We start from the raw sequence: 26261 nt of genomic DNA, 5'->3' as shown, positions 1-26261 counted from the left end.
CCGATCAGTCGGGCGGGCATACGCGCCGCTGCGCGTCCAGAGCGATCACGACATCGGCCGCGTCCGGCAACGTGCGCAGCAGGCGCCGGCTGACGCGCTCGTAGTGCTGCACGAAGCGTTCGACCTGGGCGCGGTCCATGCCGGCCCGGTCGGGCGTCGCGCGGCGCAGCGCCTGTTCCTGCTGCCAGCGCCAGCTCGGTACCACCTCGAAGCCGGGCGGTTGCAGGAACAGCAGCCGGTCCATGCGCTGCCACAGCGCGGGGTAGTCGCGGGCGAGCGCGGTATTGCACCAGCGGCGCCACGTGCCGTCGGGATCTTCGTCGCGCTCCAGCGCGTTGATCGGCGTGGCGAGCGCGTCCGCAGGTTCAGGCGTCGCGCCCAGGCACCAGCCCTCGAATACGGTCAATGCGACCGGTCCGGCGCTCGCCCCGTCGGCCGGCGGCCGACGGTCGTCGCAGCCCTTGTCGAAGCGTGGCAGCCGGGCGATGCCGCCGGCGCGCAGCGTGTCGAGCAGCGCGCAGCCCAGTGCGACCGCATGCGTGCCTGGCGGGCCACGGGTGGCGAGCAGCGGATGCACGGTGCGGGCCAGGGTCTGCCGGGCATCACGGTCGAGATAGAGGTCGTCGAGCGAGAGCACCGCGATCGCGAGCCCGCGCGCCCGACCGGCGTCGGCGAGTTGGGCGGCCAGCGTCGACTTGCCCGTGCCTTGCAGGCCGCTGATGCCGAGCACGCGCGTGTCGTGCCGCAGGGCATCGTCGAGCACGCGCGCGACGAGCGCGTCGGGCCATTGCGTGGGCGAGGGCGGGGTGGCCATCGCGGCACGATACCCGAGCGTCGAGGCCGCCAGTGGCCAACTGCACGCCGACGTTCGACATCGCGACGCGGCGGCGCGATGATCGGCACATGACCACGCCCTGCGCCGCCTTGCTGACCGAAGCCCTGTCCACGTTTTCCGTGCTGTTCGACGAGGCCGCCGCGGCCGGCGAGCCCGACCGCACCGCGATGACCGTCGCCACCGCCGCCCTTGACGGGCGCCCGTCGGCGCGCGTCGTGCTGCTCAAAGCCTGGGACGAGCGCGGTTTCGTGTTCTACACCCATCTCGACGGCCGCAAGGGCCGCGAGCTGCAGGACAACCCGCAGGCGGCGTTGCTGTTCCATTGGCCGCGCGTGCGCCACGGCGTGCAGGTCCGCATCGAGGGGCCGGTGGTGATCGTCGGCGACGAGGAGGCCGACGCGTACTTCGCGTCGCGGCCGCGCGGCAGCCAGCTCGGGGCCTGGGCTTCGCGGCAGTCTGAAGAACTCGACGATCGCGCGACCTTCGAGCAGCGGCTCGACGATGTCGCCGGCGAGTTCGAGGGGCGCGAGGTGCCGCGCCCGCCGCGCTGGTCGGGCCTGCGCGTCCGCCCCGACCGCATGGAGTTCTGGTACGGCGCCGATTATCGCCTGCACGAGCGCTGGCTCTATGAGTGCGATGCCGCTGGCAATTGCCGCAAGCGGATGCTCTATCCCTAGAGCGCTCGCCGGCCCGACGCGGCCGGTGCGGGAACGGAACGCTGCTTTGCGCTGCCGATGGCCCGCCGCGGCGGCCTGCGCACTAGCATGCAGGCCCCCCGCTTCGAGAATCCCTCCATGCAACGCATCGCCATTATCGGCGTGACTGGTCGGGTCGGGGCGCGCCTGGCGCGCGAACTGCTCGCACGTGGCCACCGCGTGACCGGCATCGCCCGCAACACCGCCGATGTTCCCCCGCAGGCGGGGCTGAGCCTGCAGTCGGCCGATGCCTCGCGCAGCGCGTCGCTCGCGCCGGTGCTGGCCGGGCACGATGTCGTGGTCAGCGCCGCCCGCTTCGACGGGGGGCCGAGTGCGCAGGTCGTCGTCGACGCGGTCCGCGCAGCCGGTGTGCCGAGGCTGCTGGTCGTCGGCGGCGCGGGCAGCCTGGAGGTCGCGCCGGGCGTCGCCTTGATCGATACCCCGGAGTTTCCCGAGGCCTATCGCGCCGAGGCCGCTGCCGGCCGTGCGTTTCTGCAGGCCTTGCGTGACGTCGCCGACCTCGACTGGACCTTCGTCTCGCCGGCGGCCGTGTTCGAGCCCGGCGAGCGCACGGGCGTTTTCCGGGTTGGCGGCGACAGCCTGCCGGTCGATGCCCAGGGCCGCAGCGCGATCTCGATGGAGGATTACGCCATCGCGTTCGCCGACGAGATCGAGCGTCCGGCGCATCCGCGCCAGCGCATCAGCGTCGGCTACTGAGGCAGCTGCACGGCGTCGCGGGCGTGCCGCGGCGCCTGGAGGCCCTTGCGCGTGGTCAGCGCGGGATCTCGCGGCTGAAACGCAGCACGGTGCGGGCGCCGTCGGGGCCCGCGACCTCGAGCGCCAGCCGCAGGGTGTCGGGGCCGGACGCCCGGGCCATGGCGACATGCTCGACCTGCCCGTCGACGGTCACCGGGGCGAACGCCAGCGACTGACGCACACCGCGCAGGTCGCGCGCATGGCCGGTCACGCTCACCCGTGGCGCGGCATCGCCGTCGCGCACACTGACCAGTACGAGCACGCGGTCATCGCCGCGGTCGATGCCGTACTGGCGCGCGGCGGCATCGGAGATACGCGCAGTCGGCGCGACGCTGGCCTCGATCTCGGCCGTGCCGAGCATGGCGCGTTCGGGCATCGCGAGGGTGTTGCCGCCACTGTTGGTGCCTGGCGGGGGCGTCGACGGCTCGGCACCACAGGCGGCGAGCGCCAGCGCCAGCATGGCCACGAGCGGTCGCCCGCGTTCAGTCATTGGCGGCCGACAGTTCGGCGCCGCGCCGCGCCGCGCTGGCGATCGCCTCGGCCACCAATGCGCGCAGCCCGCCGGCCTCGAAGGCCTCGATTGCCGCCTGGGTGGTGCCGCCGGGCGAGGTCACCCGCTGGCGCAGCGCGGCGGGCGCCTCGTCGCTCTCGGTGAGCATGCGCGCCGCGCCGAGCACCGTCTGCAGCACGAGTGTGCGCGCATCGGCCGGCGGCAGGCCCTGGGCGACGGCTGCCGCTTCCATGGCTTCGGCGAGCAGAAAGACGTAGGCCGGGCCGCTGCCCGAGACCGCGGTGACCGCGTCCATGCGTGCTTCGTCCTCGATCCACACCGTGGGTCCGGCGCTGCGCAGCAAGGCATCGGCGCGCTGGCGCCCGGTCGGATCGACCTGTGCGTTGGCGAACAGGCCGGTCACGCCTGCGCCGAGCAGGGCAGGGGTGTTGGGCATCGTGCGCACGACCGCGACCCCGCCGCCGAGCCAGCGCTCGAGCTGTGCGGCGGTGATGCCCGCCGCGATCGACAGCACCAGCGGACGCGCTTCGGCGGCCAGCGGCGCGAGCGCCTCGCAGACCTCGCGCAACACCTGCGGCTTGGTCGCCAGCACCCAGGTCCCGGCGCCGGCGACCGCTTCGGCGGCGGTCTCGAATGTCAGGATGCCGAAGTCGCGGGCGAGCGCCTCGCGGGTACCGGCGTTCGGGTCGGCGACGCGGATCGTGCGCGGGTCGGCATCGCGCGCGAGCAGCCCGCCAATCAGGCTGCGCGCCATGTTGCCGCCGCCCACGAAGGCGGTCGCGGTGTCGGTGTCGGAGACGGAGGCTGGAGGCATGAGAAGTCCGGAAAATGGCAGGAAGGGCGCCGTCCCGGATGCCGTGCCGCGCAGTCCGGCGACGCGGCCGCATCGGGGCTGCGACGGCGGGGTCTATACTGCCGCCGGACACCGGGCGGCGCCAGCCGCCGCTGGCCTGCGCCGTCGCCGGACCACCAACGAGGAACCCCATGGACATCGCCGAACTGCTGGCGTTCTCGGTCAAGAACAAGGCCTCCGACCTGCACCTGTCAGCCGGCCTGCCGCCGATGATCCGTGTCGACGGCGACGTGCGGCGCATCAACATTCCCGCGCTCGACCACAAGCAGGTGCACGCGCTGATCTACGACATCATGTCGGACAAGCAGCGGCGCGATTACGAGGAGTTCCTCGAGGTCGACTTCTCGTTCGAGATCCCGGGCCTGGCGCGCTTCCGCGTCAACGCGTTCAACCAGAACCGCGGCGCTGGTGCGGTGTTCCGCACGATTCCGTCCGAGGTGCTGACCCTCGACGACCTCAACTGCCCGCCGATCTTCCGCCAGCTCATCGACCAGCCGCAGGGCCTGATCCTGGTGACCGGGCCGACCGGCTCGGGCAAGTCGACCACGCTGGCGGCGATGCTCGACCACATCAACAAGAACGAATACGCGCACATCCTGTCGGTCGAGGATCCGATCGAGTTCGTGCACACCTCGCACAAGTGCCTGGTCAACCAGCGCGAAGTCCACCGCGATACCCACGGCTTCAACGAGGCGCTGCGCTCGGCGCTGCGCGAGGATCCCGACTACATCCTGGTCGGCGAGTTGCGCGACCTGGAGACGATCCGCCTGGCACTGACCGCCGCCGAGACCGGCCACCTGGTGTTCGGCACCCTGCACACCAGTTCGGCAGCCAAGACCATCGACCGTATCATCGATGTCTTCCCGGCCGGCGAAAAAGCGATGGTGCGCTCGATGCTGTCGGAAAGCTTGCGCGCGGTGATCTCCCAGGCGCTGCTCAAGAAGGTCGGCGGCGGCCGCACTGCGGCCTGGGAGATCATGGTCGGCATTCCGGCGATCCGGAACCTGATCCGCGAGGACAAGGTCGCGCAGATGTACTCGGCGATCCAGACCGGCCAGCAGTCGGGCATGATGACCCTCGACCAGCATCTCCAGGACCTGGTCAGGCGTGGCGTCGTCGCACGCGCCCAGGCCAAGGAACATGCGAAGGACAAGCGACTTTTCGAGTGAGCCGGTGATTTGGGGGTCGGTGAACAGTGGTCCGTGACGGCGACGCGCGGCGGCTCGTTCCAATCACGAATTGCCCATGATCGATCACGGCGCCGCAGGAGCACTGATGAGCAGCCTCGACTTCACTTCGTTCCTCAAGCTGATGGCCCACCAGCGGGCCTCGGACCTGTTCATCACCGCCGGCCTGCCGCCGTCAATGAAGGTGCACGGCAAGATCTCGCCGATCACGCAGACACCGCTCACGCCGCAGCAGGCGCGCGACATGGTGCTCAATGTGATGACGCCGCCGCAGCGCGAGGAGTTCGAGCGCACGCACGAATGCAACTTCGCGATCGGGGTTTCCGGCGTGGGGCGGTTCCGCATCTCGTGCTTCTACCAGCGCAACCAGGTCGGCATGGTGCTGCGGCGCATCGAGACGCACATCCCGACGATCGAGGAACTGAACCTGCCGGCGGTGGTCAAGACGCTGGCGATGACCAAGCGCGGCATCGTGATCATGGTCGGCGGCACCGGCGCCGGCAAGTCGACATCGCTGGCGGCGATGATCGGCTACCGCAACCAGAACTCGACCGGCCACATCATCACGATCGAGGATCCGATCGAGTTCGTGCATCGGCACGCCGGCTGCATCATCACCCAGCGCGAGGTCGGCATCGACACCGACAACTGGGAGGCCGCGCTCAAGAACACCCTGCGCCAGGCGCCGGACGTGATCATGATCGGCGAGGTGCGCACGCGCGAGGGCATGAACCACGCGATCGCGTTCGCCGAGACCGGCCACTTGGTGCTGTGCACGCTGCACGCCAACAACGCCAACCAGGCGATGGACCGGGTCATCAATTTCTTCCCCGAGGACCGGCGCAGTCAGTTGCTGATGGACCTGTCGCTCAACCTCAAGGGCGTCATCGCCCAGCAGCTGATCCCCACGCCCGACGGCAAGGGCCGGCGCGCGGCGATGGAAATCCTGCTCGGAACCCCGCTGGTGCAGGACTACATCCGCGAAGGCGAGATTCCCAAGCTCAAGGAGATCATGAAAGAGTCGACCAACCTGGGCATGAAGACCTTCGACCAGTCGTTGTTCGAGCTCTACCAGGCCGGCGAGATCTCCTACGAGGACGCGCTGCGCTACGCCGATTCGGCCAACGAGGTGCGCCTGCGCATCAAGCTGGCGCAGGGGGGCGATGCGCGCACGCTGGCCCAGGGCCTGGACGGGGTGGAAGTCGCCGAGGTCCGCTGAGAGCGAGGAGCCGGACGCTTGATCGGCGAGGCGCGTGCGGCTGAAAATCCGCGCGCGGCGACGGGCCCGGTGCGCGTCGCCGATCCGATCCCATTACAAGGAAGCACCATGCACCACTTCGTTCCTCGCTGCGTCCTGGCTGTCTCGCTGCTGGCCGCAGCGGTCTCGGCCGCGCACGCGCAGAGCGCGCTCGACCGGCTCAAGGGGCTGGGCGGCGGTCGGGCCCAGACCGCGCTGGATGTCGGCAGCGACGTCGTCAAAGGGCTGACGCTCAGCGATGCGGACATCGCCATCCTCGGCGCCGAGGCCGCGCTCGCCTACGACGCCGAGAACCTCGTCGCGCCCGCCAACGATCCCTACGCGCAGCGGCTGGCGCGTCTGGTCTCCGGTTGGGAGAACGATGCCGGCCTGAATCTCAACTTCAAGGTCTACCGCACGCCCGAGATCAACGCCTTCGCTTTGCCCGACGGCTCGGTCCGAGTGTTCAGCGGCCTGATGGACGCGATGGACGACGACGAACTGCGCTTCGTCATCGGGCACGAGATCGGCCACGTCAAGCACGGCCACAGCAAGGCCCGGTTCCGGACCGCCTATCTCGCCCAGGCGGCGCGCAAGGGCGTGGCGAGTACCGGCAACGCAGCCGGCCGCCTAGCGGCGTCCGAACTGGGCGGCGTGGTCGAAGAGGTGGTCAAGGCGCAGCATTCGCAGTCCAACGAGCTCGAGTCCGACGGCTACGGCCTGGGGCTGTTGCAGCGCGGCGGCTTCAATCCGCAGGCGGCCGTGACCGCATTGCAGAAGCTCGACGACGGCGGCCCCAAGGCCGGCATGCTGTCCAGCCATCCCGATCCGGCGCGGCGCGCACAGCGCATCCAGGCGCAGTTGCGCTGAGGGCGCGGGGCACGCGTCGCGAAACGCTGCGTTGTTCCGATTTGGCACCGGCTATGCGTATCGTAGCCGGGCCTTGTCGCCAGTTTGACCTCCGTCGGAGGACAATGGCGCATTCATCTAAGAGGAGTCCCGCTGATGGCCTACACCCTTCCCGAACTTGGCTACGCCTACGACGCGCTCGAGCCGCACATCGACGCCAAGACGATGGAGATCCATCACACCAAGCACCACCAGACCTACATCAACAACGCCAACGCCGCGCTCGAAGGCACCGAGTGGGCGGATCGCCCGGTCGAGGAACTGGTGGCCAACCTCGACAAGCTGCCCGAGGACAAGCGCGGTCCGCTGCGCAACAACGCGGGCGGCCATGCCAACCACTCGCTGTTCTGGACGGTGATGTCGCCCAAGGGCGGCGGCGCGCCGGTCGGCGATGTGGCCAAGCACATCGACAGCGACCTGGGCGGTTTCGATGCGTTCAAGGAGGCCTTCACCAAGGCCGCCATCAGTCGCTTCGGCAGCGGCTGGGCCTGGCTGTCGGTCGACAAGGCCGGCACGCTGAAGGTCGAGAGCAGCGCCAACCAGGACAATCCGCTGATGCAGGGCATTGGCTCGGGCAACACCCCGATCCTGGGTCTGGACGTCTGGGAACACGCCTACTACCTCAAGTACCAGAACCGTCGCCCCGACTACATCGCCGCGTTCTACAACGTCGTCGACTGGAACGAAGTCGAGCGCCGCTACCAGGCCGCGGTCAAGGGCTGAGCCTGCGCCCACGCCTGTGGCAACCGTTCCGGCCGCGCAAGCGGCCGGAATGCGTTCGGGGTGCCGGATCCGGCGGTCAGCGCGCGGTCCGGCGCGCGAGCGTCCGTGCGACCGGGCAGTCGGCGCGGTGCGCGCCGGGCAGATAGCCCAGGCTCATCAGGAACTCGCCGGTGATCTCCCCGCCGGTGAACCGGAACGTGCGCTTGAACAGCTTCACCCACGATGCCTTGTCGCGCGGCCGGCCGTCTTCGTTGGCGTGCGCGTCCAGCCACGCGGCGAAGCCGCCATGACTTGCACGCAGGCCCTGTACGACCTGGGCGTTGTGGATCGCCGCGTCGATCTTGAGCCGGTTGCGGATGATCGCCGGGTCGGCCAGCAGGCGCGCGCGGTCGGCCTCGCCGTAGCCGGCGACAGTATAGACATCGAAGCCGTCGTAGGCGGCACGAAAGCCCGCGCGCTTGCGCAGCACTGTCTCCCAGCTCAGCCCGGCCTGGTTGATCTCCAGCAGCAGGCGCTCGAACAGCACCGCTTCCTCGCGCTGCGGAAAGCCGTACTCGGTGTCGTGGTAGGGCCCGTGCAGCGGATGGCCGGGCGCGATGTCGCAGTAGCCGCTCATGCGCGCAGCATAGGCAGGCCCGGCGCCGGGCGCCAGACACCGGCTTGCGCCCTTCACGGGGGCCGCGCGACCATGCGCCATCGCCCAGCAGGAACTGCCGATGGAAATCGCACACCGTCGTGTCGCCACGGTCCACTTCACGCTGTCGGACACCTCCGGCGCGCAGATCGCCACGACCCGCGGCCATGATCCGCTGGTCTACATGCACGGCAGCGGCGGGATCATCCGTGGACTGGAAGAGGCGCTCGAGGGGCACAGCGCCGGCGACACGTTCACCGTCGAGATCCCGCCCGAAGCCGGCTTCGGGCCGCGCCACGACGGCCTGGTGCAGCGCCTGCCGCGCAGCGTGTTCACCGGCAGCGCCGTGCCGGCGGTCGGCGAGAAGCTGCGCGCGCAGACCGAGAAGGGCCCGCTGGACGTCACCGTCACCGCGCTCGATGCCGACAGCATCACGGTAGACGGCAACAATCCGCTGGCCGGGCGCACGCTGCGCGCCGAGGTCGAGGTGGTCGGCGTGCGGGTGGCGACGCCGCAGGAGATCCAGTTCGGGCTGTGACGGCGCGGCGTCGAGCGCAGCCCGGCCCGGACCGGCGACTAATGTCAGTCGGTGATGCCGATGCGGACCGCCAGGGAAGGGCTTGCACGGCAGGCGGCGAGGGGGTGGGCAGTGGATCGCGCCTGCGCGATGCTGGCCTTCAGGTCGTGCACGGTCGCCTGCGGGGCGGCCGGCTAGAATGTCGCCATGTCGTTCTTCGCCAATCACCTGCTGGTCGCGCTGCCGGCGCTGCAGGATCCCGACTTCGCGCGTTCGGTCGCGCTGATCTGCCAGCATGACGCCGATGGCGCGATGGGTGTGGTCGTCAACCGGCCCTCGGAGTACACCCTGGGCGAGGTGTTCGAGCAGATGGGCATCGTGCTCATCGACCAGCGCCTGCGCGACCACCGTGTACTGGCCGGTGGGCCGGTGCATCCCGAGCGCGGCTTCGTGCTGCACGACGGCGACCCGCGCTGGGACTCGAGCCTGGCGATCGCCGAGGGGCTGAGCGTGACCACGTCGCGCGATGTGCTCGAAGCGATGGCGGCCGGCGAAGGGCCGGACAACGCGATCGTCGCGCTCGGCTGTGCCGGGTGGGGCGCCGGCCAGCTCGAGCAGGAACTGACCCAGCACAGCTGGCTGACCGTGCCCGCCGATGCCCCGTTGCTGTTCGACACCCCGCTCGACGCGCGCTGGCAGGCGGCGGCCGGCCGGATCGGCGTCGACATGACCCTGGTCGTCAGTCACGGCGGACGGGCGTGAGCGAGGCCGGGTCCGAATCCGCTGCCCCGGCGATCCGCCGCGACGGCACGGTGCTCGGGTTCGATGTCGGGGCGCGGCGCATCGGCGTGGCCGTGGGCAGCGCGTTCGGCCACGGCGCGCGCGCGCTGGCGGTGGTCGACGTGCATGGCGGCCAGATCGACTGGCCGGCGGTCGTGCGGCTGCACAAGGACTGGCGGCCCGACGGCATGATCGTCGGCGACCCATTGACCCTGGACGGCGGCGACCAGCCCGCACGGGTCCGGGCGCATGCGTTCGCGCGCGAACTCGTCGCCCGCTTCGGCCTGCCGGTCGTGCTGATCGACGAGCGGGCGAGTTCGATCGAGGCGGCCCGCCGCTTCGCTGTCGACCGGGCCGAGGGGCGCCGGCGCCGCCGCGACGCGGCGACACTCGACGCGGTCGCCGCGGCGGTCATCGTTGAGCGCTGGCTCGCCGCGCCGGACACCGGCACGCCGGTGATGCGCTGACCGACGCGCGCTATCCGCGCGGGCACCGGGTGCGGGACAATCGAGTTCCCGCCGCTGCCCGCCCACCGCGATGTCCCAGACCGCTTCTTCCGCGCAACTCGACGCCGACGGCCGCCTGCGCCATCTGCTGACCCTCGACGGCCTGCCGCGTGTGAGCCTGGAGATGCTGCTCGACCGCGCCCAGGCGATCCTCGACGGGGACGAGCGCAATGCGCGCTTGGCCGGCGTCGCGATCTGCACGCTGTTCTTCGAGCCATCGACGCGGACCCGGCTGAGCTTCCAGCGCGCGACCCAGCGCCTCGGCGCCGACGTGCTCGGCTTCGACGCGTCGACCTCGTCGACGACCAAGGGCGAGACCGCGCTCGATACCTTCCGCAACATCGAGGCGATGGGCGTGCGCGGTTTCGTCGTGCGCCACAGCGCCGATGGTGCGGTCGCCACGCTGGCGCAGGCCGCCGCGCCCGACACCGCGCTGCTCAATGCCGGCGACGGGCGCAGCGCGCATCCCACGCAGGGCCTGCTCGACATGCTGACCTTGCGCCAGGCCAAGGGCACGGATTTCTCGGGTCTGCGCGTGGCGATCGTCGGCGATGTGAAGCACTCGCGGGTCGCACGCAGCGACCTCCAGGCGCTGCGCACGCTCGGCGCCGGCGAGATCCGCGTGTGCGGCCCGGCGGCGCTGCTGCCGGACGAGACCACGCTGGCCGGCTGCGCGGTCTCGCACGATCTGGATGCCGCGCTCGACGGTGTCGACGCGGTGATGATGCTGCGGTTGCAGCGCGAGCGCATGGAGGAAGGCCTGGTCGGCTCGCTGGAGGACTATCACCGCGACTACGGACTCGACGCGCGCCGGTTGCGGCTGGCCGCGCGGGATGCGGTCGTGCTGCATCCCGGCCCGATGAACCGCGGCGTGGAGATCGCCGACGAGGTCGCCGACGGCCCGCAATCGTGGGTGCTGCGCCAGGTGCGCAATGGCGTCGCGGTGCGCATGGCCGCGCTGGAGGCGCTGCTGGCCTGAGCCCGGGCGCGGGCCGGTTACGGCGACGCGAATCGGGTATCGTGCCTGCCTTTCGACCCAGGCCGGCCCCGATGCAGCCCACCTCTACGCCCCGTCCCGAGGCCGCCCGCCCGGTCGCGGTCTCCGCGCACGCGCTCAAGCCGCGCCAGCTGGTGATGATGGGCCTGGGCAGCGCGATCGGCGCCGGTCTGTTCCTGGGCTCGGGGGTCGGCATCCAGGCCGCCGGTCCGGCGGTGCTGCTGTCCTACCTGATCGCCGGCGCGCTGGTGATCGTGGTGATGCACGCGCTGGGCGAGATGGCGGCGGCCAAGCCGGCCAGCGGCGCGTTCTCGGTCTACGCCGAGGACGCGATGGGCGCCACCGCGGGCGCGACGGTCGGCTGGCTGTGGTGGCTGCAAGTGGTGATCGTGATCGCCGCCGAGGCGGTCGGCGCGGCCGGCCTGCTGAAGACCCTGTGGCCCGGCCTCTCGGTGCCCGGGCTGGCGCTGACGTTCATGGCGGTGTTCACCGCGATCAATCTGCTGGGGGTGCGCAATTTCGGCGAGTTCGAGTTCTGGTTCGCGATCCTGAAAGTGGTCGCGATCCTGGCCTTCATCGCTGTTGGCGTCGCGCTGTTGCTGGGCTGGCTGCCGGACGTCGCATCGCCGGGGCTGGCGCATTTCCATGCCAATGGCGGCTTCGCGCCGAACGGGCTGATGGGCGTCGGCGCGGCGCTGCTGGTCGTGGTGTTCGCGTTCGGCGGCACCGAGATTGTCGCCATCGCCGCTGCCGAGACCGACGATCCGGCGCGCAGCCTGGCGCGTGCGATCCGCACCGTCGCCTGGCGCATCCTGGTGTTCTACCTGGGCTCGATCGCGGTGATCGTCGCCGTCGTGCCCTGGGACAGCCCAGCGCTGGCCTCGCCGTTCGCGGCGGTGTTGCAGGTGGCACGGATTCCCGGCGCAGCGGCCGCGATCACCCTGGTCGCGGTGATCGCGCTGCTGTCGGCGCTCAACGCCAACCTCTACGGCGCGTCGCGGATGATCTGGTCGCTGGCCCGGCGCGGCGAGGCGCCGGCGGTCCTCGGGCGCAGCGATCGCCGCCAGGTGCCGGTCGCCGCGGTGCTGGCCAGCGTCGCGTTCGGCTTCCTTGCAGCGGGCCTGGAACTGCTGTTCCCGCAGCGGGTGTTGCCGGTGCTGCTCAACATCGTCGGCGCGACCTGTCTGCTGGTCTGGACGATCGCGCTGGTCTCGCAGCTGATCCTGCGCCGCCGCGCGGATCGGGCAGGCACGGCGCTGCCGTACCGAATGGGCGGGTTCCCGGTGCCGACGCTGGCCGCGCTGGCGATCCTGGGGCTGATCTTCGTGCTGTTGATCGCATCCCCGGACACCCGCGCGCAGTTCCTGTCGATGGTGCTGTTGACCACGGTGGTCGCCGCGCTCGGCGCGCTGGCACGCCGGCTGCGGACCGGGGCGCGGTCCGCGCGCTAGTTGCCTATCGGGCGCGGCCGGCGATGCCGGCACGCGTTCTGCCCGGTCGACGCGTCGCTCAGCGCCGCTGCGCGAACAACCAGTCCCACATTGCCTGTGTGGCGTACGCCGCGTCCCAGCTGTTGTGATTGGCGTCGGGGAATTCGGTGTAACGCACGTCGGCGCCGACGCGCTGCAGCGCTGCGTACATCCGCCGCGACTGCTCCGGGGGCACGACGTCGTCGCGGGCGCCATGGAATAGCCAACTGGGGATGTCGCGCAGCCGTTGCGCGGCGGCATCGAACGGGTTGGGCGCCTCGCGGGTCGATTCGACCTGCAGGCTGTTGAGATCGGGGCGGGTGCCGGGCGGGGTGATACCGCCGCAGACCGGCACCAGGGCCGCGAAGCGCTCGGGCGCACGCAGGGCCAGCGACCAGGTGCCGTAGCCACCGCGGGACATGCCGGTCAGCGAGGTGCGGCGCCGGTCGCCGTCGAACTCGACCGTGGCGGCATCGAGCGCGGCCAGCGCCATCGTCGCCACGTCGCCTTCCCACGATGTGCCCTCGGGCGATTGCGGAAACACCACCAGGGCCGGGAAATCGGCCGCGTGCGCGCGCACGTGGGGCCCCAGGCCGGCGTGGGTCTGCTTGTCGCCGTCGCTGCCGCGCTCACCCGAGCCGTGCAGGAACAACACCACCGGCAGTGGCCGGGGCACGGCCGCCGCCGGCACGAAGACCTGGTAGGCATGGCGGCGTCCGCCGACCTCGACCGCGCGGCGCACGAAGTGGCCCGATGCCGGTGTGGACGACAACGAGCGGCAACCGGCGAGCCAGGCCGCGCCACCGGCGCCGGCGAGTGCGAGACCGCGCAGCACGCGGCGGCGGGACGTGGAATCGGGGGGCAGGGACATGGGAGGCTCCAGGACGGGGGCGCGCTCAGGAGGCGGGCCGGAGGACGAGGGCGAGGGCGATCGCATGCAGCGCGATCATCGTCACGAAGACATGTCGGTAGGCGCGCTTGGCACTCTTGTGCCGCAGCAGGCGTTGCGCGAGCCAGGCGGCCGGCCAGCCGCCGAGCAGTTCGAACAGGTGCAACTGGGCCTCGGGTGTGCGACGGCGCCCGGCCTGCGCGGCGCGCTTGTCGAGCGCGTACATCCCGAACGTCACCAGGTTGAGGACTGCCAGCGCCGGGACCAGCGCTGCGGGCAGGCGGCCGATGGCGATGCCCCAGGCCAACGCCGCGGCCCACAACGCGATCGCCAGCGTCATCGCCAGCGCGCCGCCGTGCCCTCGTGCGTGCAACCGGGCCGCTGGCGGCGCCTGGCGCCGCCGCCGATCGCGGGCGGCGGTCAGTGACACACGAACCACCCGATGGGCGCGCCAGCGGCCATCGGGCTGGCGTTCGGGCGTGTAGCGCACGATCTCGCCGACGTCCGGCCGGCGGCCGCCCTGGTCGTAGTCGCGGATGTGGAAGAACGCGCGCGGCCCGTCGGCAGGATCGAGCGGCTCGACGAAGCCGTAGCCGCGGCCGTCGTCCCAACTGGCGATCTTTCCCGGTTGCGAGGTCGGCGGCATCGATGCGGCCCTCAGCGCAGCATGATCGCAGTGGCCAGGCCCAGAAAGCTGAAGAAGCCCATGATGTCGGTCACCGCGGTGACGACCACCGTGCCGGCGACTGCGGGATCGACCCGCATGCGCTTGAGCAGCAACGGCAGCAGCACGCCAGCGGTCGCGGCCGAGCAGAAGTTGATCACCAGCGCGGTGAAGATCACCAGCGACAGCACCCAGTCGTGGAACCAGACCAGCGCGACCAGGGCGACCAGGGTGCCGATCAACATGCCGTTGATGAGCGCCACGCGCAGTTCCTTCCACATCAGGATGCGGGCGTTGCTGGCGCCCACCTGGCCCAGCGCCAGGCCGCGCACCATCAACGTGAGCACCTGCACCGCGGCATTGCCGCCGATGCCGGCGACGATCGGCATCAGCACCGCCAGCGCCACGACTTTTTCGATCGTCGCCTCGAAGCGACCGATCACGAAGGCGGCCATGAACGCGGTCAGCAGATTGATGCCCAGCCACACCACCCGGCCGCGCACCGCGCGCCGGATCGGCGAGAACAGATCCTCGTCCTCGTCCAGACCCGCCGCGCCCAGGGCCTGGTGTTCGGCCTGCTCGCGGATGATGTCGACCACGTCGTCGACGGTGATCCGGCCCAGCAGCACGTTACCGTCGTCGACCACCGGCGCGGACACCCAGTCGTTGTCGGAGAACTGGCGCGCGACCTGGTCGGCCGATTCGTCGACATGGATCGAGTCGAGCTCGTCGTCGATCAGCCGATTGATCGGGGTGCCGGGGTCGCGGGTCACCAGATCCTGCAGCGCGACCCAGCCGATCAACTGGTGCCGGCGGTTGACCACGTACAGGTGGTCGGTGTGGTCGGGCAGTTCGCCGCGCAGGCGCAGGAAGCGCAGCACGACATCGACCGTGGTGTCGGCGCGCACCGTCACCACGTCGGGGTTCATCAATCGGCCGGCGGTGTCCTCGGGATAGGAGAGCACCTGCTCCAGGCGCTCGCGGTTCTCCCGGTCCATCGACCGCAGCAGCGTGTCGATGACCGCATCGGGCAGGTCCTCGACCAGGTCGGCGAGGTCGTCGATATCGAGATCTTCGACTGCGGCGACCAGTTCGTCGGGGTCCATGTCCGCGATCAGGCTCTCGCGGACCTCGTCGCCGACGTGGACCAGCACCTCGCCATCGTCGTCGGCATCGACCAGCCCCCAGACCACGATGCGCTTGTCGTGGGGCAGGGATTCGAGCAGGTTGCCGATCTCGGCCGGCGCCAGCGTGTTGACCATGCGCCGCACCGGCCCCAGCCGCCCGCTGTCGAGGGCATCGGAGAGCAGACGCAGCTGGCGCGCGGTCTTGTCGTGGCGGACGGCTTCGGCCATAAACGGCTCCGTTGCGCGTCGCGACGCACGCGGCGCGACTGGGTCAGATGTGCATCGGCGCATTATCCGCGCTGCCTGCCCATCTGCACACCCCGGTCAAGCGCGACGGTTCGCGCGCGTTGGGGTGGGGCACCGGCTCAGCCGGCTGTGCGCTCGGGCTGCGCGGCATCGAGCCAGCGTTCGATCGACGCACGGTCGCGTGCGCGCAGCAACGCCGGCGTCCGCGATCGCAGGGCGCCCAGGTCGATTCCGCGGATCGCGCGGCGCACTTCCAGCAGCGGGGCGGGGTGCAGGCTCAGTTCCTCGATGCCCAACGCCAGCAGCAGCGGGGTGAAGCGCGCGTCGCCGGCGATCTCCCCGCAGACCGAGGCCGAGATGCCGCGCGCGCGCGCCACGCGCACGATGCCGTGCAGCAGCCGGATCACCGCCGGGTGCAACGGTGAGTACAGGTCGCCGAGCGCATCGTTGTTGCGGTCGGCGGCCAGCAGGTACTGCACCAGGTCGTTGGTGCCGATCGACAGGAAGTCGAGCTCGCGCACGAACGTGGGCAGCGCGATCGCCGCCGACGGCACCTCGATCATCGCCCCCATCGCGATCCGCTCGGCGGTCTCGTGCCCCTCGGCGCGCAGGTCGCGCTGGACGCGGTCGAGCAACCGGCGCACCGCGACGATCTCCTCGCGGCCGCTGACCATCGGCACCAGCACGCGCACCGGGCCGTAGCCCGAGGCGCGTGCGATCGCCCGCAATTGGGTCTCCAGTAATCCGTTGCGCGCCATCGACAGCCGGACCCCGCGCAGCCCCAGTGCGGGATTGGGCTCGTGACGCAGGGCCAGGCCGGTGTCGTCGGCCTTGTCGGCGCCGATGTCGAGGGTGCGGATCGTGACCGTGCGGCCGGTCATGCCCAGCACCAGATCGCGGTAGGCACGGAACTGCGCGTGCTCGTCGGGGATCTCGCGGCTCTGCAGGAACAGGAATTCGGTGCGGTAGAGGCCGACGCCGGCCACGCCGAGCGCATGCGCCTCGGCGACGTCTTCGCGCGATTCGGCATTGGCCCACAGCTTCATGTCGACGCCGTCGAGCGTCTTGCTCGGCTCGCGACGCAGTCGGCGCAACTGCTTGCGCTCGCGCTTCTCTTCACGCACCCGCGCGCGATAGGCGCGCAGGTCCTCGGCATTGGGCTCGACGACGATCTCGCCGGTGGCGCCATCGACGACCAGCACCGCGCCATCGTTGATCTGGGCCAGCGCCTGCGGCGCGTTGACGATGAGCGGCAACTGCAGGCTGCGGGCGAGGATCGCCGAATGCGACAGCGTACTGCCGGTCGAGGTGACGATGGCCAGCACGCCCTGGGCCTGCAGCCGGCCGACCTCCGATGGCGCGATGGCATCGGTGACCAGGATCTCGCCGGCCACGCCCTGCAGCTCGGCCTCGTGCGCATGCAATGCGGCGTGGACCCGTCCGATGACGTGATCGATGTCCTCGATGCGGCTGCGGAAGTAGGCATCGTCCATGCCCTCGAACACCGCGGCCAGGCGGTCGCGCTGCAACCGCAGGGCGTAGTCGGCGCCATAGAGCCCGGTGCCGACGAGCTCGTCCAGGCCCTGCAACAGCTCGGGATCGTCGAGCAGCAGCGTGTGCAGATCGAGGAACTCGCCGACTTCGTGGGCCAGCGCGCCGTGCAACTGGTCGCGCATGATGCGGATCTCACCACGCACCTGGGCGATCGCGGCATGCAGCCGCGCCAGCTCGTCCGGCGCCTGCTCGGGGCCGATCCGCTCTTCGGCGACCTCGAGCGCATGCGGCTCGCGGACGCGCGCACGTCCCAGCGCGTTCCCGCGCGAGGCGCCGTGCCCGTGCAGCGACTGTCGCATCAGGCGCGCTCGCCCGCTACCGGACGGCAGGTCGCGCGCGCGGCCAGCGGGGTATCCATCATCCTTCCTCGTCGAACCGGCGTTCGAACAGCGCGGCGGCTGCGTCCATGGCGGCGGCCTCGTCATCGCCATCGAGCCGCAGCACCACCCGGGTGCCGTGACCGGCGGCCAGCAGCATCACCCCCATGATGCTCTTGGCGTTGACCTCGCGGCCCTTGGCGAGCAGCGTCGCATTGCAGCGGAAGCCCGACAGCACCTGCACCAGCTTGGCGGTGGCGCGCGCATGCAGGCCGAGCTTGTTGGCGACGAGCAGTTCACGTTCGATCATCGGGGGTGGGGCCTGTCCTGGAAGCGGGAGATGGGGGGCGCGTCAGGCGTCGTCGAGCACGACGCCGTTGCGGGCGCCCGCCGCGGCGGTGGCCGGCAAGGTGTCGAGCGCCTGCTCAGGATAATTCATCACCCGCAGCAGCATCGGCAGGCTGAGCGCGGAAATGCGCCGGGCCGGGGTGCCGAGCCGCGCGAGCTGCGCGGCGACGTTGCTGGGGCTGGCGCCGTAGAGGTCGGTGAGGATCAGCACGCCGTCGCCATCGTCCACCGTGCGCATCGCCGCGCTGGCCTTGGGCAGCGACACCTCGAGCGCTTCGTCGAAGGGCACCTCGAACACCGCGGTGCGCAGCGGCAGTTGCGTCAACAGGCGCACGGCCACGGCATGCATCGCCGTGCCGATGCCTTCGTGGGTCAAGAGGAGTACGCCGACGGCCATGCGTGGACGTTACCAGAGCGAGGGGACCGCCCGGAAGCGTCGCGGCCGTGATGCAGCGTCCGCGCCCGCCGCGCGGCCGCTTGCGCCGCATGCGCTGGGTCGGGCGACAGCGCTCAGTCGAGCTCGCGGTGCCAGGTCGCCACGTCCGGCCAACCGGTCTCGCGGGCATGGCGCGCGAGCGCCTCGGCCAGGTAGACCGAACGGTGCCGGCCGCCGCTGCACCCGAACGCGACGGTGACATAGCTGCGCGTGGCACTGCGCATGCGCGGCAGCCAGGTGTCGAGGAACTGCGTGACCTGGGTCGCGAACTCGCCGACCTCGGCATGGGCCTCGAACCAGGTCCGCACATCCACATCGCGTCCCGACAGCGGCCGCAGGCGCGGATCCCAATGCGGGTTGGGCAGCGCGCGCGCGTCGAACACGAAATCGGCATCGGGCGGCACGCCGCGCCGGTAGGCGAAGGATTCGAACAGCAACGACAGCGCGTCGTCGTCGGCGAGTTGCAGCTCGGTGACCACGCGCCGGCGCAACTGGTGGACATTGAGGTCGCTGGTGTCGATCACCGTATCGGCCAGCGCGCGCAGCGGGCGCAGCAAGGTGCGCTCGAGCGCGATCGCGTCGGCCAGCGACACGCCGACGCGGCTGAGCGGATGGCGGCGGCGGGTGTCGGCATAGCGGCGCAGCAGGATCTCGTCGCCGGTCTCGAAGAACACCAGGCGCGGGTCCAGGCCCATGCGGCCGACCTCGGCCAGCCAGGTCGGGATCCGCGACAGGTCGGTGTGCCGGTTGCGCACGTCGATGCCGACCGCGAGCCGACGCGGCGGCTCGTCGGCGCGGGTCACGTTGCCGACGAACTCGGCCAGCATGCCGGCCGGCAGGTTGTCGACGCAGTAGAAGTCCAGGTCCTCGAGCGTGCGCAGCGCGACCGACTTGCCGGCCCCCGACAGGCCGCTGACCACATACAGCAGCGGGGCGTCGGTCATGGCGCGCCTCGCTCGAGAAACTGCGAATGCCGGGCCAGGAACGCCGCTGCCGGGTCCAGGCCCTTGGTGCGCAGTACATGCGTGCGGGTCGCGGCTTCGGCGAGCACCGCCAGGTTACGGCCCGGCATGACCGGCAGCGTGATCAGGGGCACGTCCAGGTCGAGCACGCGGCGGATGCCCAGATCGCCAGTCAAGCGCACCATGCCGTCGCCGTCGCCGGCCAGGGGATCGGCATTGGGCCGGCTCAGATGCACGATCAGCCGCAGATACTTGTTCCGCTTGACCGCGGTGTCGCCGAACATCTCGCGGATGTTGAGCACGCCCAGGCCGCGCAGTTCCAGCAGGTCCTGCAGCAGCTCGGGGCAGGTGCCGTCGAGCACGTCGGGTGCGATCTGGGTGAACTCGGGCGCGTCGTCGGCGACCAGGCGGTGTCCGCGGGTGATCAGCTCGAGCGCCAGTTCGCTCTTGCCCGAGCCCGATTCGCCGGTGATCAGCACGCCGATCGAGTAGATCTCCATGAAGACGCCGTGCAGCGTGATTCTGGGCGCGAGCACGCGCGCCAGGTGGTACTGCAGCAGGTTCAGCAATTCGTGCCCACGGTTGGGCGAGCTCCACAGCGGCGTCTGCGATTCTTCGGCCGCCTCGCGCAGGTCTTCGGGACAGGGCTGGTCCTTGCTGATGACCAGCGCCAGCGGCCGGTACTGGACGATGCGCTCGATGGTCTCCCAGCGCAGCCGCGAATCCAGCCCGTCGAGCCAGGCCAGTTCCTCGGTGCCCAGGATCTGCACCTTGTTGGGATAGATGATGTTGAGGTAGCCGGCGAGCGACGGGCGGCGGGCGATCGTCTCCACCGCCTCGAGCGAGCGCTGCGCGCCATGCTGGCCGGCCAGCCAGCGCAGCCCCAGCCGATCGTGCAACTGGGCGAACAGCTCCTGCGCTTCGATGGTCGCGTTCATGCGTCGGCTGCGGTGGATTGCCCGACGTCGTCGAGCAGCAGCGCCTGCAGCGCATGGCGGTCGCGGGCACCGCGCAGCGCGTCGCGGAAGGTGCCATCGGAGAAGCGCTCGACCAGGCCCGAGAGAAACTGCAGGTGCTGCTCGACCAGATGCTCGGGCACGCACATCGCGAACACCAAGTCGACCGACTCACCGTCCGCGGCGCCGAAGTCGACCGGCGACGACAGCCGCAGGAACGCCGCGCGCGGCTCGTGGAATGCGCCGCTGCGTGCATGAGGAATGGCGACGCCGCGTCCGATGCCAGTGCTGCCCAACTGCTCGCGTTCACGCAGCGCGCGGCCGAGCAGCGGAGTCATGGTCGGCGAATTGCCGGACAGCAGACGCGCAGCCGAATCGAGCACAGCGTCGCGGGAACCGGGCGCAACCAGCATCACGATGCGGTCGGCCGAGAGCAGATCGGAAAGAGGCATGCCGAGCGGGCTCGAGGACGGGCGTGGGGCCAGCAGTCTAGCCCGATTCGACGCCGGGCCGCCGCCGCGCGCGGTCCGCGCCGCGGCGGGCAGGTCGCTTGCGGCCTGGGAGCGGGCGGTACGGGGCGGCGTCGAGGGTCCGCGGTGCTGGCCGGCCGCATCGCAGCGGCCGGCCAGGGTTGCGATCAGCCGAACGTGCCGTCGCGTGCGGGATTCTCGCCGCGATGGTGGTCGACGATCTTCTTGCGATGCTTGACGACGATCCGGTCGAGCTTGTCGGTCAGCAGGTCGATCGCGGCGTACATGTCGACCGCGCTGGCATCGACGTGCTGGGTCTTGCCGGCGATCGTCAGCGTCGCCTCGGCCTTGTGATCGGGCTTTTCCAGGCTGAGCTGGACGCGGACCTCGAGCGGGCCGTCGAAATGCCGGGAGAGCTTCTGCAGCTTGGTCTCCACGTACTCGCGCAGCGCGGGCGTCACTTCGATCTGATGGCCATGGGTCTCGACGTGCATCGGCAACCTCCTTCAAGGTAGGAAACGGACCGTCGGCGCATGTCGCGGCGGTCCGGGTTCAGAGTAGCGCGGCCGGCGTGGCTGACAAGCGGCCACCGGTCGCACCCTTAGAGACCATCGTGCGGGGCGGGAAGTTCAGGCGATGCGAACACGCTCGTGGGACGAGGCGATCTGCATCGCCTCGCGATACTTGGCCACGGTGCGGCGTGCGACCGGCACCCCGGCGGCCTTGAGCGAGTCGGCCAGACGCGCATCCGACAGCGGCTTGCGCGGGTCTTCGGCGTCGATCAGGCCACGGATCATCTGCTGGATCGCGGTGCTCGAGGCTTCGCCGCCGCCTTCGGTGCCGATGCCCGATGCAAAGAACGCCTTCAGCGGCAGGGTGCCGCGCGGGGTGTGCACGTATTTGCGCGCGACTGCGCGCGAGACGGTCGACTCGTGCAGGCCGATCTCATCGGCGACCTCGCGCAAGGTCAGCGGCCGCAACGCGCGTTCGCCGAACTCCAGGAACCCCGACTGCTGGCGCACCAGACAGCGCACGACCTTGAGCAGGGTGTCGCCACGCGCCTGGAGATTGCGCAGCAACCAGCGCGCCTCCTGCAGGCGCCCGCGCAGATAGCCCGCGTCGCTCCTGCAGGCGTGCTCGATCATGCGCTCGTAGCCGCGGTGGATCGTCAGCCGCGAATGCTGACGGCCAGCCAGCGTCACGCGCCAGACGCCGCTGTGGCGGCTGATCACGCAGTCGGGGGTGACGTAGTTGTCGTGCGGCACGCCGCCGATCCGCGCGCCGGGCCGCGGGTCGAGGCTGCGCAGCAGCTGCAAGGCGGTCTGTGCCTGCTCGAGCGTGTGGCCCAGCGCGTCGGCCAGGCCCTGCGGGCCGAGTCTGGGCAGTCGCTCGATATGCGTGGTCGCCGCCTGCAGCGCGAGGGTGCGTCCGGGCGTGTCGGCGGGCAGCGCCTCGAGCTGCAGCCGCAAGCACTCGCCCAGGTCGCGCGCGCCAACGCCGGGCGGATCGAAGCGCTGGATCCGGCACAGCACCGCAGCGATCTCCGCCTCGGTGGCGCGGGTCTCGGGCAGCAGCGCCTCGGCAATGCCCGCGAGCGTTTCGCGCAGGTAGCCGTCGTCGTCGATCGCATCGATCAGGGCGATGCCGATGTTGCGGTCCCGCGGCGAGACCGGGCTCAGGTGCCACTGCCAGGACAGGTGGTCGCGCAGGTCTTCGGACTGGACGATGCGATCGGCGGGATCGCCATCGCTGTCGCTGTCAGCGTCGCCCCGCTGTCCGCCGGACGCCCGCCAGCCATCGTCGCTGTCCCAGTCGGACGCTGCAGTCTCGTCGTGCGTCGAATTCTGCGTGTCGGGCGTGTCGTCGCTGGCGGCCGCGCCGCCGTGCTCGCCGGCAGCAGAGCTGTCCGGGGTCGGCGCGTCATCCCAGTCGAGCAACGGGTTGCTCTCCACCGCCGCCGCGATCTCGGTCTCCAGTTCCACCGCCGAGAGCTGCAGCAGATGCAGCGCCTGACGCAACTGCGGCGTCAGAACCAGGTGCTGCCCCTGCGATGTCTGCAACCGTGGCTTCATCGTCCCCGGATCTCCATGGCCGGATACGCGAGCACGTTACAGACGGAAGGAATCTCCAAGGTAAACGCGGCGCACGTCCGGATCGGCCAACAGCGCCTCGGGCGCTCCCTGCGCGAGCACGCCGCCATCGCTGAGGATATACGCGCGGTCGCAGATTCCCAAGGTCTCGCGGACGTTGTGGTCGGTGATCAGCACGCCGATACCGCGTTCCTTGAGATGGGTGACGATACGCTGGATCTCGCCGACGGAGATCGGATCGACGCCGGCGAACGGCTCGTCGAGCAGGATCATCCGCGGATTGGCAGCGAGCGCGCGTGCGATCTCCACCCGGCGGCGCTCGCCGCCCGACAGGCTGGCGCCGGTCTGGTCGGCGACGTGGCTGATCTGCAATTCGTCCATCAGATCGGCCAGCGCCTTGTCGCGGCCCGGCTTGTCGAGGTCTTCGCGCAGTTCGAGCACCAGCATGATGTTGTCGGCCACGCTGAGCTTGCGGAACACCGAGGGTTCCTGCGGCAGGTAGCCGACGCCGCGCTTGGCCCGGGTGTACATCGGCTCGGCGGTGATGTCGTGGCCGTCGAGCACGATGCGGCCGGCATCGGCCGGCACCAGGCCGACGATCATGTAGAAACACGTGGTCTTGCCGGCGCCGTTGGGGCCGAGCAGGCCGACGACCTCGCCCGCTTCGAGCGTCAGCCCGAACTCCTTGACGACCTCGCGCTGCTTGTAGCGCTTGCGCAACCCCTCGGCGACGAGCATCAGCGGCCGCCTTCCGGCGTCGACCGGGGCGCAGGCTGTGCGGCGGGCGTGGCGGACGGCTGCGCCGGCTGGCGGTTGCGTGGCTCGAACTGCATGCGCACGCGGCCCTGGCCGTCGCCGCCCCCCTGCACCTGACCGGTGGACATGTTGTAGACGATGCGCTCACCTTCCATGCGGCCGCGGCCGGGCTGGTTGACGACCGCATTGCCGGTCAGCACGACCGTGTCGTTGGGCATGTTGTAGTCGGCCTGGGCGGCGGTGGCGTCGACCCAGCCGCCATCGTCCATCTGCTGCTTCATCTTGACCGGGCCGCCGGTCAGGATCACGCGCTGGAACTCGCCCCCACGGCGGCGCACATCGGCGCGGCTGGCCTGGATCTCGAGCGTGCCCTGGCTGATCGTCACGCCGTTGGTGAACAGGCAGGGCAGCTGCTCGTTGCTGACCGAGCAGTCGCTGCCGCCGGCGTCGACCGACAGCGTCTGGTTGCGGTCGGCCGCCTTGGCCAGGACGGTGCCGGGCACGAGTGCCAGGACGAGGAGCAGGCTAGCGGCGGGAATTGGGTTCATTGCGGAATTTGACCTGGGAAAGGAGTTCGATCCGCCCCGACGTAAGATCGGCGCGCATGCCCGTGCCTTGCATTGTAGAGCCGGGCTGGACCACGTCCACGAGCGCGTCGGAGGCCGCCTGGTTGCGTTGCGGGAACACATCGAGCGCCTCGGTGCGCATCGTCGTGGGGCGCGGCGCGCCGTCGGGGCTGGTCGCGGTGACCTCGCCGCGCAGACGCACCAGTTCGTTGTCGTCGGACACCCAGCCGGTCTTGGAGCGCACCTGCCAGTGGCCGCCGGACTCGGCAGGAATGTTGAACACCGGAGTGACCAGTTCCAGCGTGCGCGCGCCCGGAGTCTGCTGCAGTTGCGGCGCCTGCACCGCGAACGCTTCGCGGCCGTCGCTGTCGAGCGCGACGAGGTCGAAATCGCGCAGCAGATAGTCGGTGCGGGTGTCCGCGGGGCCGTCGATGGTCAACCGGTCCTTCTGGCGCCAGGCCGACCAGCCCGATATCAGCGCGCCGGTGAGCAGCAACAGGGTGAGTCCCAGGCGCCAGTTCACGAGACCCGTCCGTCGGCGTGGATCGTCGCCAGGCGACCCTGCGCATGCAGGATCAGGTCGCACAGCTCGCGGCCCGCACCGCGTCCGCCGGGCGCACGCGTGCACCAGTGCGCCGCCGAGACGGCGCAGGCGTTCGCGTCGGCGGGTGCCACCGCCAGGCCCGCTTCGCGCATCGCGCCGACGTCGGCCAGGTCGTCGCCCATGAACGCGACCTGGTCGTCGCCCAGGCCGAGCTCGGCGCACAGCGCAATGACCCGGGCCCGCTTGTCGGCGACATGCACGTGCGCCTGCACGCCCAGGTCGGCGGCGCGGCGCTCGACGATGCCGCCGGGGCGCGCAGTGACCATTGCCACCGTGATGCCGGCCTTGCGCAGCAGCACCAGGCCCTGGCCGTCGTGGACGTGGAAGGTCTTGATCTCCCGTCCCTCACTGTCGAAGCCGAGCCTGCCGTCGGTCAGCGTGCCGTCGACGTCGAAGCACGCCAGGCGCACGCGCGCCGCGCGCGCGAGCACATCGGGCGGCACGTGGTCGAACAGGGAGGCGGGCATCGGTATCGTTTTGTCCATGAATGGAGAGTGGGGTTACACCACGCGGGCGCGCAACAGGTCCTGAATATTGAGCGCGCCCACGACCCGGCGCCCGGCGTCGAGCACCGGCAGCATCGTGATCTTGCGCGTCTCCATCAGCCGCGCGGCTTCCACCGCCAGCGCATCGGCGTCGATCGCGATCGGGTCGCGGGTCATGACGTCGGCGATACGGGCATCGCGCACATCGATGCCCGGGTCGGTGAGCGTGCGCCGCAGGTCGCCGTCGGTGTACAGGCCGATCAGCCGCTGGGCCTCGTCCACGACGACGGTCATGCCCAGCCGCTTGCGGCTCATCTCCATCAGCGCATCGGCCAGCGAGGCGTCCGCGCGCACGGCGGGCACCTCGTCGCCGCCGTGCATGACGTCGCGGATGTGCAGCAGCAGGCGCCGGCCGAGCGCGCCGGCCGGGTGGGAGCGGGCGAAGTCGTCGGCGGTGAAGCCGCGCGCGTCCAGCAGCGCCACCGCCAGCGCATCGCCCATGACCAGCGAGGCGGTCGTGCTGCTGGTCGGCGCCAGCGCCAGTGGGCAGGCCTCGGCCGGCACGCTGATGTCGAGATGGATGTCGGCGGCCGTGGCCAGCGTCGATGTCGGGCGGCCGGTCATCGCGATCAGCCCGTTGCCCTGGCGCTTGAGCACCGGCAGCAGCATCAGGATCTCGTCCGATTCGCCCGAGTACGACAGCGCCAACACCACGTCGGCGTCGGTGATCATGCCCAGGTCCCCGTGCCCGGCCTCGCCCGGATGCACGTAGAACGCCGGGGTGCCGGTCGAGGCCAGGGTCGCGGCGATCTTGCGGGCGACATGGCCGGACTTGCCCATGCCGGTGCACACCACCCGCCCGCGGCACTCGAGGATGCGCGCGCAGGCTGCGGCGAAGGCGCCGTCGAGGCGGGCGGCCACCGCGTGCAGGCCCTGGACCTCGACCTCGAACACTTGGCGACCGCTGTCGGCGAACGCCGCCGTGGGCGTGGCGGGGCGGGCGGAGACGGCCTGGGCCGCGTCGTCGAACGTATCCGGCAAGGGTCTTTTCCGTTAGGCTAAGCCATTCATTTTATGCGCTTCCCGGCGTGAATGCCCCGCGACCGTCGGCGGCGTCGAAGACGGCTCATCCCCGCTTCACGCGAGGCGGCGCCCGGCCCCGTCCTGCGGCGCCCACAGGAT

General features: G+C 70.7%; 31 protein-coding genes. 11 read left to right on the top strand and 20 right to left on the bottom strand.

Annotation, left to right across the window (positions count from 1 at the left end):
- Window positions 1-4 precede the first annotated feature (4 nt).
- Window positions 5-814, bottom strand: a complete 810-nt coding sequence (locus tag ABE488_RS01910; protein WP_346445176.1) for a kinase — start codon at window positions 812-814, stop codon at window positions 5-7.
- Between the two features lie 59 nt (window positions 815-873).
- Between ABE488_RS01910 and pdxH the strand changes: the two genes are divergently transcribed.
- Window positions 874-1512, top strand: coding sequence for a pyridoxamine 5'-phosphate oxidase (pdxH, locus tag ABE488_RS01905; protein ID WP_346445221.1), 639 nt, complete (start codon window positions 874-876; stop codon window positions 1510-1512).
- A gap of 117 nt (window positions 1513-1629) precedes the next feature.
- On the top strand, window positions 1630-2247 hold the full coding sequence (locus tag ABE488_RS01900; protein ID WP_346446867.1) for an NAD(P)-dependent oxidoreductase: 618 nt from the start codon (window positions 1630-1632) through the stop codon (window positions 2245-2247).
- Window positions 2248-2302: 55 nt separating this feature from the next.
- Here ABE488_RS01900 and ABE488_RS01895 read toward each other — a convergent pair whose 3' ends face one another.
- On the bottom strand, window positions 2303-2776 hold the full coding sequence (locus ABE488_RS01895) for a DUF4426 domain-containing protein (RefSeq protein WP_346446866.1): 474 nt from the start codon (window positions 2774-2776) through the stop codon (window positions 2303-2305).
- Window positions 2769-3611, bottom strand: coding sequence for a pyrroline-5-carboxylate reductase (gene proC / locus ABE488_RS01890; RefSeq protein WP_346446865.1), 843 nt, complete (start codon window positions 3609-3611; stop codon window positions 2769-2771). The genes ABE488_RS01895 and proC overlap by 8 nt, the downstream gene beginning before the upstream one ends.
- A gap of 170 nt (window positions 3612-3781) precedes the next feature.
- On the opposite strand from proC, the gene ABE488_RS01885 reads away from it, so the two are divergent.
- The 4 genes from ABE488_RS01885 to ABE488_RS01870 all read left to right on the top strand — a co-directional run bounded on the left by ABE488_RS01885 (window position 3782) and on the right by ABE488_RS01870 (window position 7706).
- Entirely contained in the window at window positions 3782-4819 is a 1038-nt protein-coding gene (locus ABE488_RS01885) for a type IV pilus twitching motility protein PilT (RefSeq protein ID WP_337244275.1), read from the top strand.
- A gap of 106 nt (window positions 4820-4925) precedes the next feature.
- Window positions 4926-6056 carry a PilT/PilU family type 4a pilus ATPase gene (locus ABE488_RS01880; RefSeq protein WP_346446864.1) on the top strand — a complete coding sequence of 377 codons (1131 nt, stop codon included), beginning with the start codon at window positions 4926-4928 and terminating at the stop codon, window positions 6054-6056.
- A gap of 108 nt (window positions 6057-6164) precedes the next feature.
- Window positions 6165-6944, top strand: coding sequence for a M48 family metallopeptidase (locus ABE488_RS01875; protein WP_346446863.1), 780 nt, complete (start codon window positions 6165-6167; stop codon window positions 6942-6944).
- Window positions 6945-7079: 135 nt separating this feature from the next.
- Complete coding sequence (locus ABE488_RS01870) at window positions 7080-7706, top strand: superoxide dismutase (protein ID WP_183427425.1); 627 nt, start codon at window positions 7080-7082, stop codon at window positions 7704-7706.
- Between the two features lie 76 nt (window positions 7707-7782).
- On the opposite strand, the gene ABE488_RS01865 is transcribed toward ABE488_RS01870, so the two are convergent.
- Complete coding sequence (locus tag ABE488_RS01865) at window positions 7783-8322, bottom strand: DNA-3-methyladenine glycosylase I (protein ID WP_346446862.1); 540 nt, start codon at window positions 8320-8322, stop codon at window positions 7783-7785.
- 100 nt (window positions 8323-8422) lie between these two features.
- Between ABE488_RS01865 and ABE488_RS01860 the strand changes: the two genes are divergently transcribed.
- From ABE488_RS01860 to ABE488_RS01840, 5 genes are all read left to right on the top strand, one after another.
- The gene (locus tag ABE488_RS01860) at window positions 8423-8878 is read left to right on the top strand and encodes a peptidylprolyl isomerase (protein ID WP_346446860.1); all 456 of its coding nucleotides are present in this window, start codon (window positions 8423-8425) and stop codon (window positions 8876-8878) included.
- A gap of 186 nt (window positions 8879-9064) precedes the next feature.
- Complete coding sequence (locus ABE488_RS01855; RefSeq protein ID WP_346445185.1) at window positions 9065-9619, top strand: YqgE/AlgH family protein; 555 nt, start codon at window positions 9065-9067, stop codon at window positions 9617-9619.
- Window positions 9616-10104, top strand: a complete 489-nt coding sequence (gene ruvX, locus ABE488_RS01850; protein WP_346445186.1) for a Holliday junction resolvase RuvX — start codon at window positions 9616-9618, stop codon at window positions 10102-10104. The genes ABE488_RS01855 and ruvX overlap by 4 nt, the downstream gene beginning before the upstream one ends.
- 70 nt (window positions 10105-10174) lie before the next feature.
- On the top strand, window positions 10175-11122 hold the full coding sequence (locus ABE488_RS01845) for an aspartate carbamoyltransferase catalytic subunit (protein WP_346446858.1): 948 nt from the start codon (window positions 10175-10177) through the stop codon (window positions 11120-11122).
- A gap of 71 nt (window positions 11123-11193) precedes the next feature.
- Window positions 11194-12591: an amino acid permease gene (locus ABE488_RS01840; protein ID WP_346446857.1), complete on the top strand. Its 1398-nt coding sequence runs from the start codon at window positions 11194-11196 to the stop codon at window positions 12589-12591.
- Window positions 12592-12649: 58 nt separating this feature from the next.
- Here ABE488_RS01840 and ABE488_RS01835 read toward each other — a convergent pair whose 3' ends face one another.
- The 16 genes from ABE488_RS01835 to ABE488_RS01760 all read right to left on the bottom strand — a co-directional run bounded on the left by ABE488_RS01835 (window position 12650) and on the right by ABE488_RS01760 (window position 26033).
- Window positions 12650-13480 carry a prolyl oligopeptidase family serine peptidase gene (locus ABE488_RS01835; RefSeq protein ID WP_346446855.1) on the bottom strand — a complete coding sequence of 277 codons (831 nt, stop codon included), beginning with the start codon at window positions 13478-13480 and terminating at the stop codon, window positions 12650-12652.
- Between the two features lie 25 nt (window positions 13481-13505).
- Window positions 13506-14144 carry a DUF1294 domain-containing protein gene (locus ABE488_RS01830; RefSeq protein ID WP_346446853.1) on the bottom strand — a complete coding sequence of 213 codons (639 nt, stop codon included), beginning with the start codon at window positions 14142-14144 and terminating at the stop codon, window positions 13506-13508.
- A gap of 11 nt (window positions 14145-14155) precedes the next feature.
- Window positions 14156-15517, bottom strand: coding sequence for a magnesium transporter (gene mgtE, locus ABE488_RS01825; protein ID WP_337244287.1), 1362 nt, complete (start codon window positions 15515-15517; stop codon window positions 14156-14158).
- A 137-nt stretch (window positions 15518-15654) separates the two neighbouring features.
- Window positions 15655-17388, bottom strand: coding sequence for a phosphoenolpyruvate--protein phosphotransferase (ptsP, locus tag ABE488_RS01820; RefSeq protein WP_346445191.1), 1734 nt, complete (start codon window positions 17386-17388; stop codon window positions 15655-15657).
- A 58-nt stretch (window positions 17389-17446) separates the two neighbouring features.
- The gene (locus ABE488_RS01815) at window positions 17447-17716 is read right to left on the bottom strand and encodes an HPr family phosphocarrier protein (protein WP_241945511.1); all 270 of its coding nucleotides are present in this window, start codon (window positions 17714-17716) and stop codon (window positions 17447-17449) included.
- 42 nt (window positions 17717-17758) lie between these two features.
- Window positions 17759-18151, bottom strand: coding sequence for a PTS fructose IIA subunit family protein (locus ABE488_RS01810; RefSeq protein ID WP_337244290.1), 393 nt, complete (start codon window positions 18149-18151; stop codon window positions 17759-17761).
- A gap of 113 nt (window positions 18152-18264) precedes the next feature.
- Complete coding sequence (gene rapZ, locus ABE488_RS01805) at window positions 18265-19134, bottom strand: RNase adapter RapZ (protein WP_346445192.1); 870 nt, start codon at window positions 19132-19134, stop codon at window positions 18265-18267.
- On the bottom strand, window positions 19131-20090 hold the full coding sequence (gene hprK / locus ABE488_RS01800) for an HPr(Ser) kinase/phosphatase (RefSeq protein ID WP_337244292.1): 960 nt from the start codon (window positions 20088-20090) through the stop codon (window positions 19131-19133). Before hprK ends, rapZ begins: the two co-directional genes overlap by 4 nt.
- Window positions 20087-20560: a PTS sugar transporter subunit IIA gene (locus ABE488_RS01795; protein ID WP_346445193.1), complete on the bottom strand. Its 474-nt coding sequence runs from the start codon at window positions 20558-20560 to the stop codon at window positions 20087-20089. The genes hprK and ABE488_RS01795 overlap by 4 nt, the downstream gene beginning before the upstream one ends.
- Before the next feature lie 185 nt (window positions 20561-20745).
- Window positions 20746-21072 (bottom strand): ribosome-associated translation inhibitor RaiA, encoded by a 327-nt coding sequence (raiA, locus tag ABE488_RS01790; protein ID WP_183427396.1) that lies wholly within the window; start codon window positions 21070-21072, stop codon window positions 20746-20748.
- Window positions 21073-21207: 135 nt separating this feature from the next.
- The gene (locus ABE488_RS01785; protein ID WP_346446852.1) at window positions 21208-22650 is read right to left on the bottom strand and encodes an RNA polymerase factor sigma-54; all 1443 of its coding nucleotides are present in this window, start codon (window positions 22648-22650) and stop codon (window positions 21208-21210) included.
- Window positions 22651-22686: 36 nt separating this feature from the next.
- Window positions 22687-23406, bottom strand: a complete 720-nt coding sequence (lptB, locus tag ABE488_RS01780) for an LPS export ABC transporter ATP-binding protein (protein WP_346445195.1) — start codon at window positions 23404-23406, stop codon at window positions 22687-22689.
- Complete coding sequence (gene lptA, locus ABE488_RS01775) at window positions 23406-23972, bottom strand: lipopolysaccharide transport periplasmic protein LptA (RefSeq protein ID WP_346446850.1); 567 nt, start codon at window positions 23970-23972, stop codon at window positions 23406-23408. The genes lptB and lptA overlap by 1 nt, the downstream gene beginning before the upstream one ends.
- Window positions 23950-24513, bottom strand: a complete 564-nt coding sequence (gene lptC, locus ABE488_RS01770) for an LPS export ABC transporter periplasmic protein LptC (protein ID WP_346445197.1) — start codon at window positions 24511-24513, stop codon at window positions 23950-23952. Before lptC ends, lptA begins: the two co-directional genes overlap by 23 nt.
- Window positions 24510-25061 (bottom strand): HAD hydrolase family protein, encoded by a 552-nt coding sequence (locus ABE488_RS01765; RefSeq protein WP_346446849.1) that lies wholly within the window; start codon window positions 25059-25061, stop codon window positions 24510-24512. The genes lptC and ABE488_RS01765 overlap by 4 nt, the downstream gene beginning before the upstream one ends.
- Before the next feature lie 33 nt (window positions 25062-25094).
- Window positions 25095-26033, bottom strand: a complete 939-nt coding sequence (locus ABE488_RS01760; RefSeq protein ID WP_346446988.1) for a KpsF/GutQ family sugar-phosphate isomerase — start codon at window positions 26031-26033, stop codon at window positions 25095-25097.
- Window positions 26034-26261: the final 228 nt, after the last annotated feature.

The organism is Luteimonas sp. TWI662, assembly GCF_039673825.1.
Lineage (GTDB): Bacteria > Pseudomonadota > Gammaproteobacteria > Xanthomonadales > Xanthomonadaceae > Luteimonas.
This window is presented reverse-complemented; position numbering and strand designations above follow the sequence as displayed.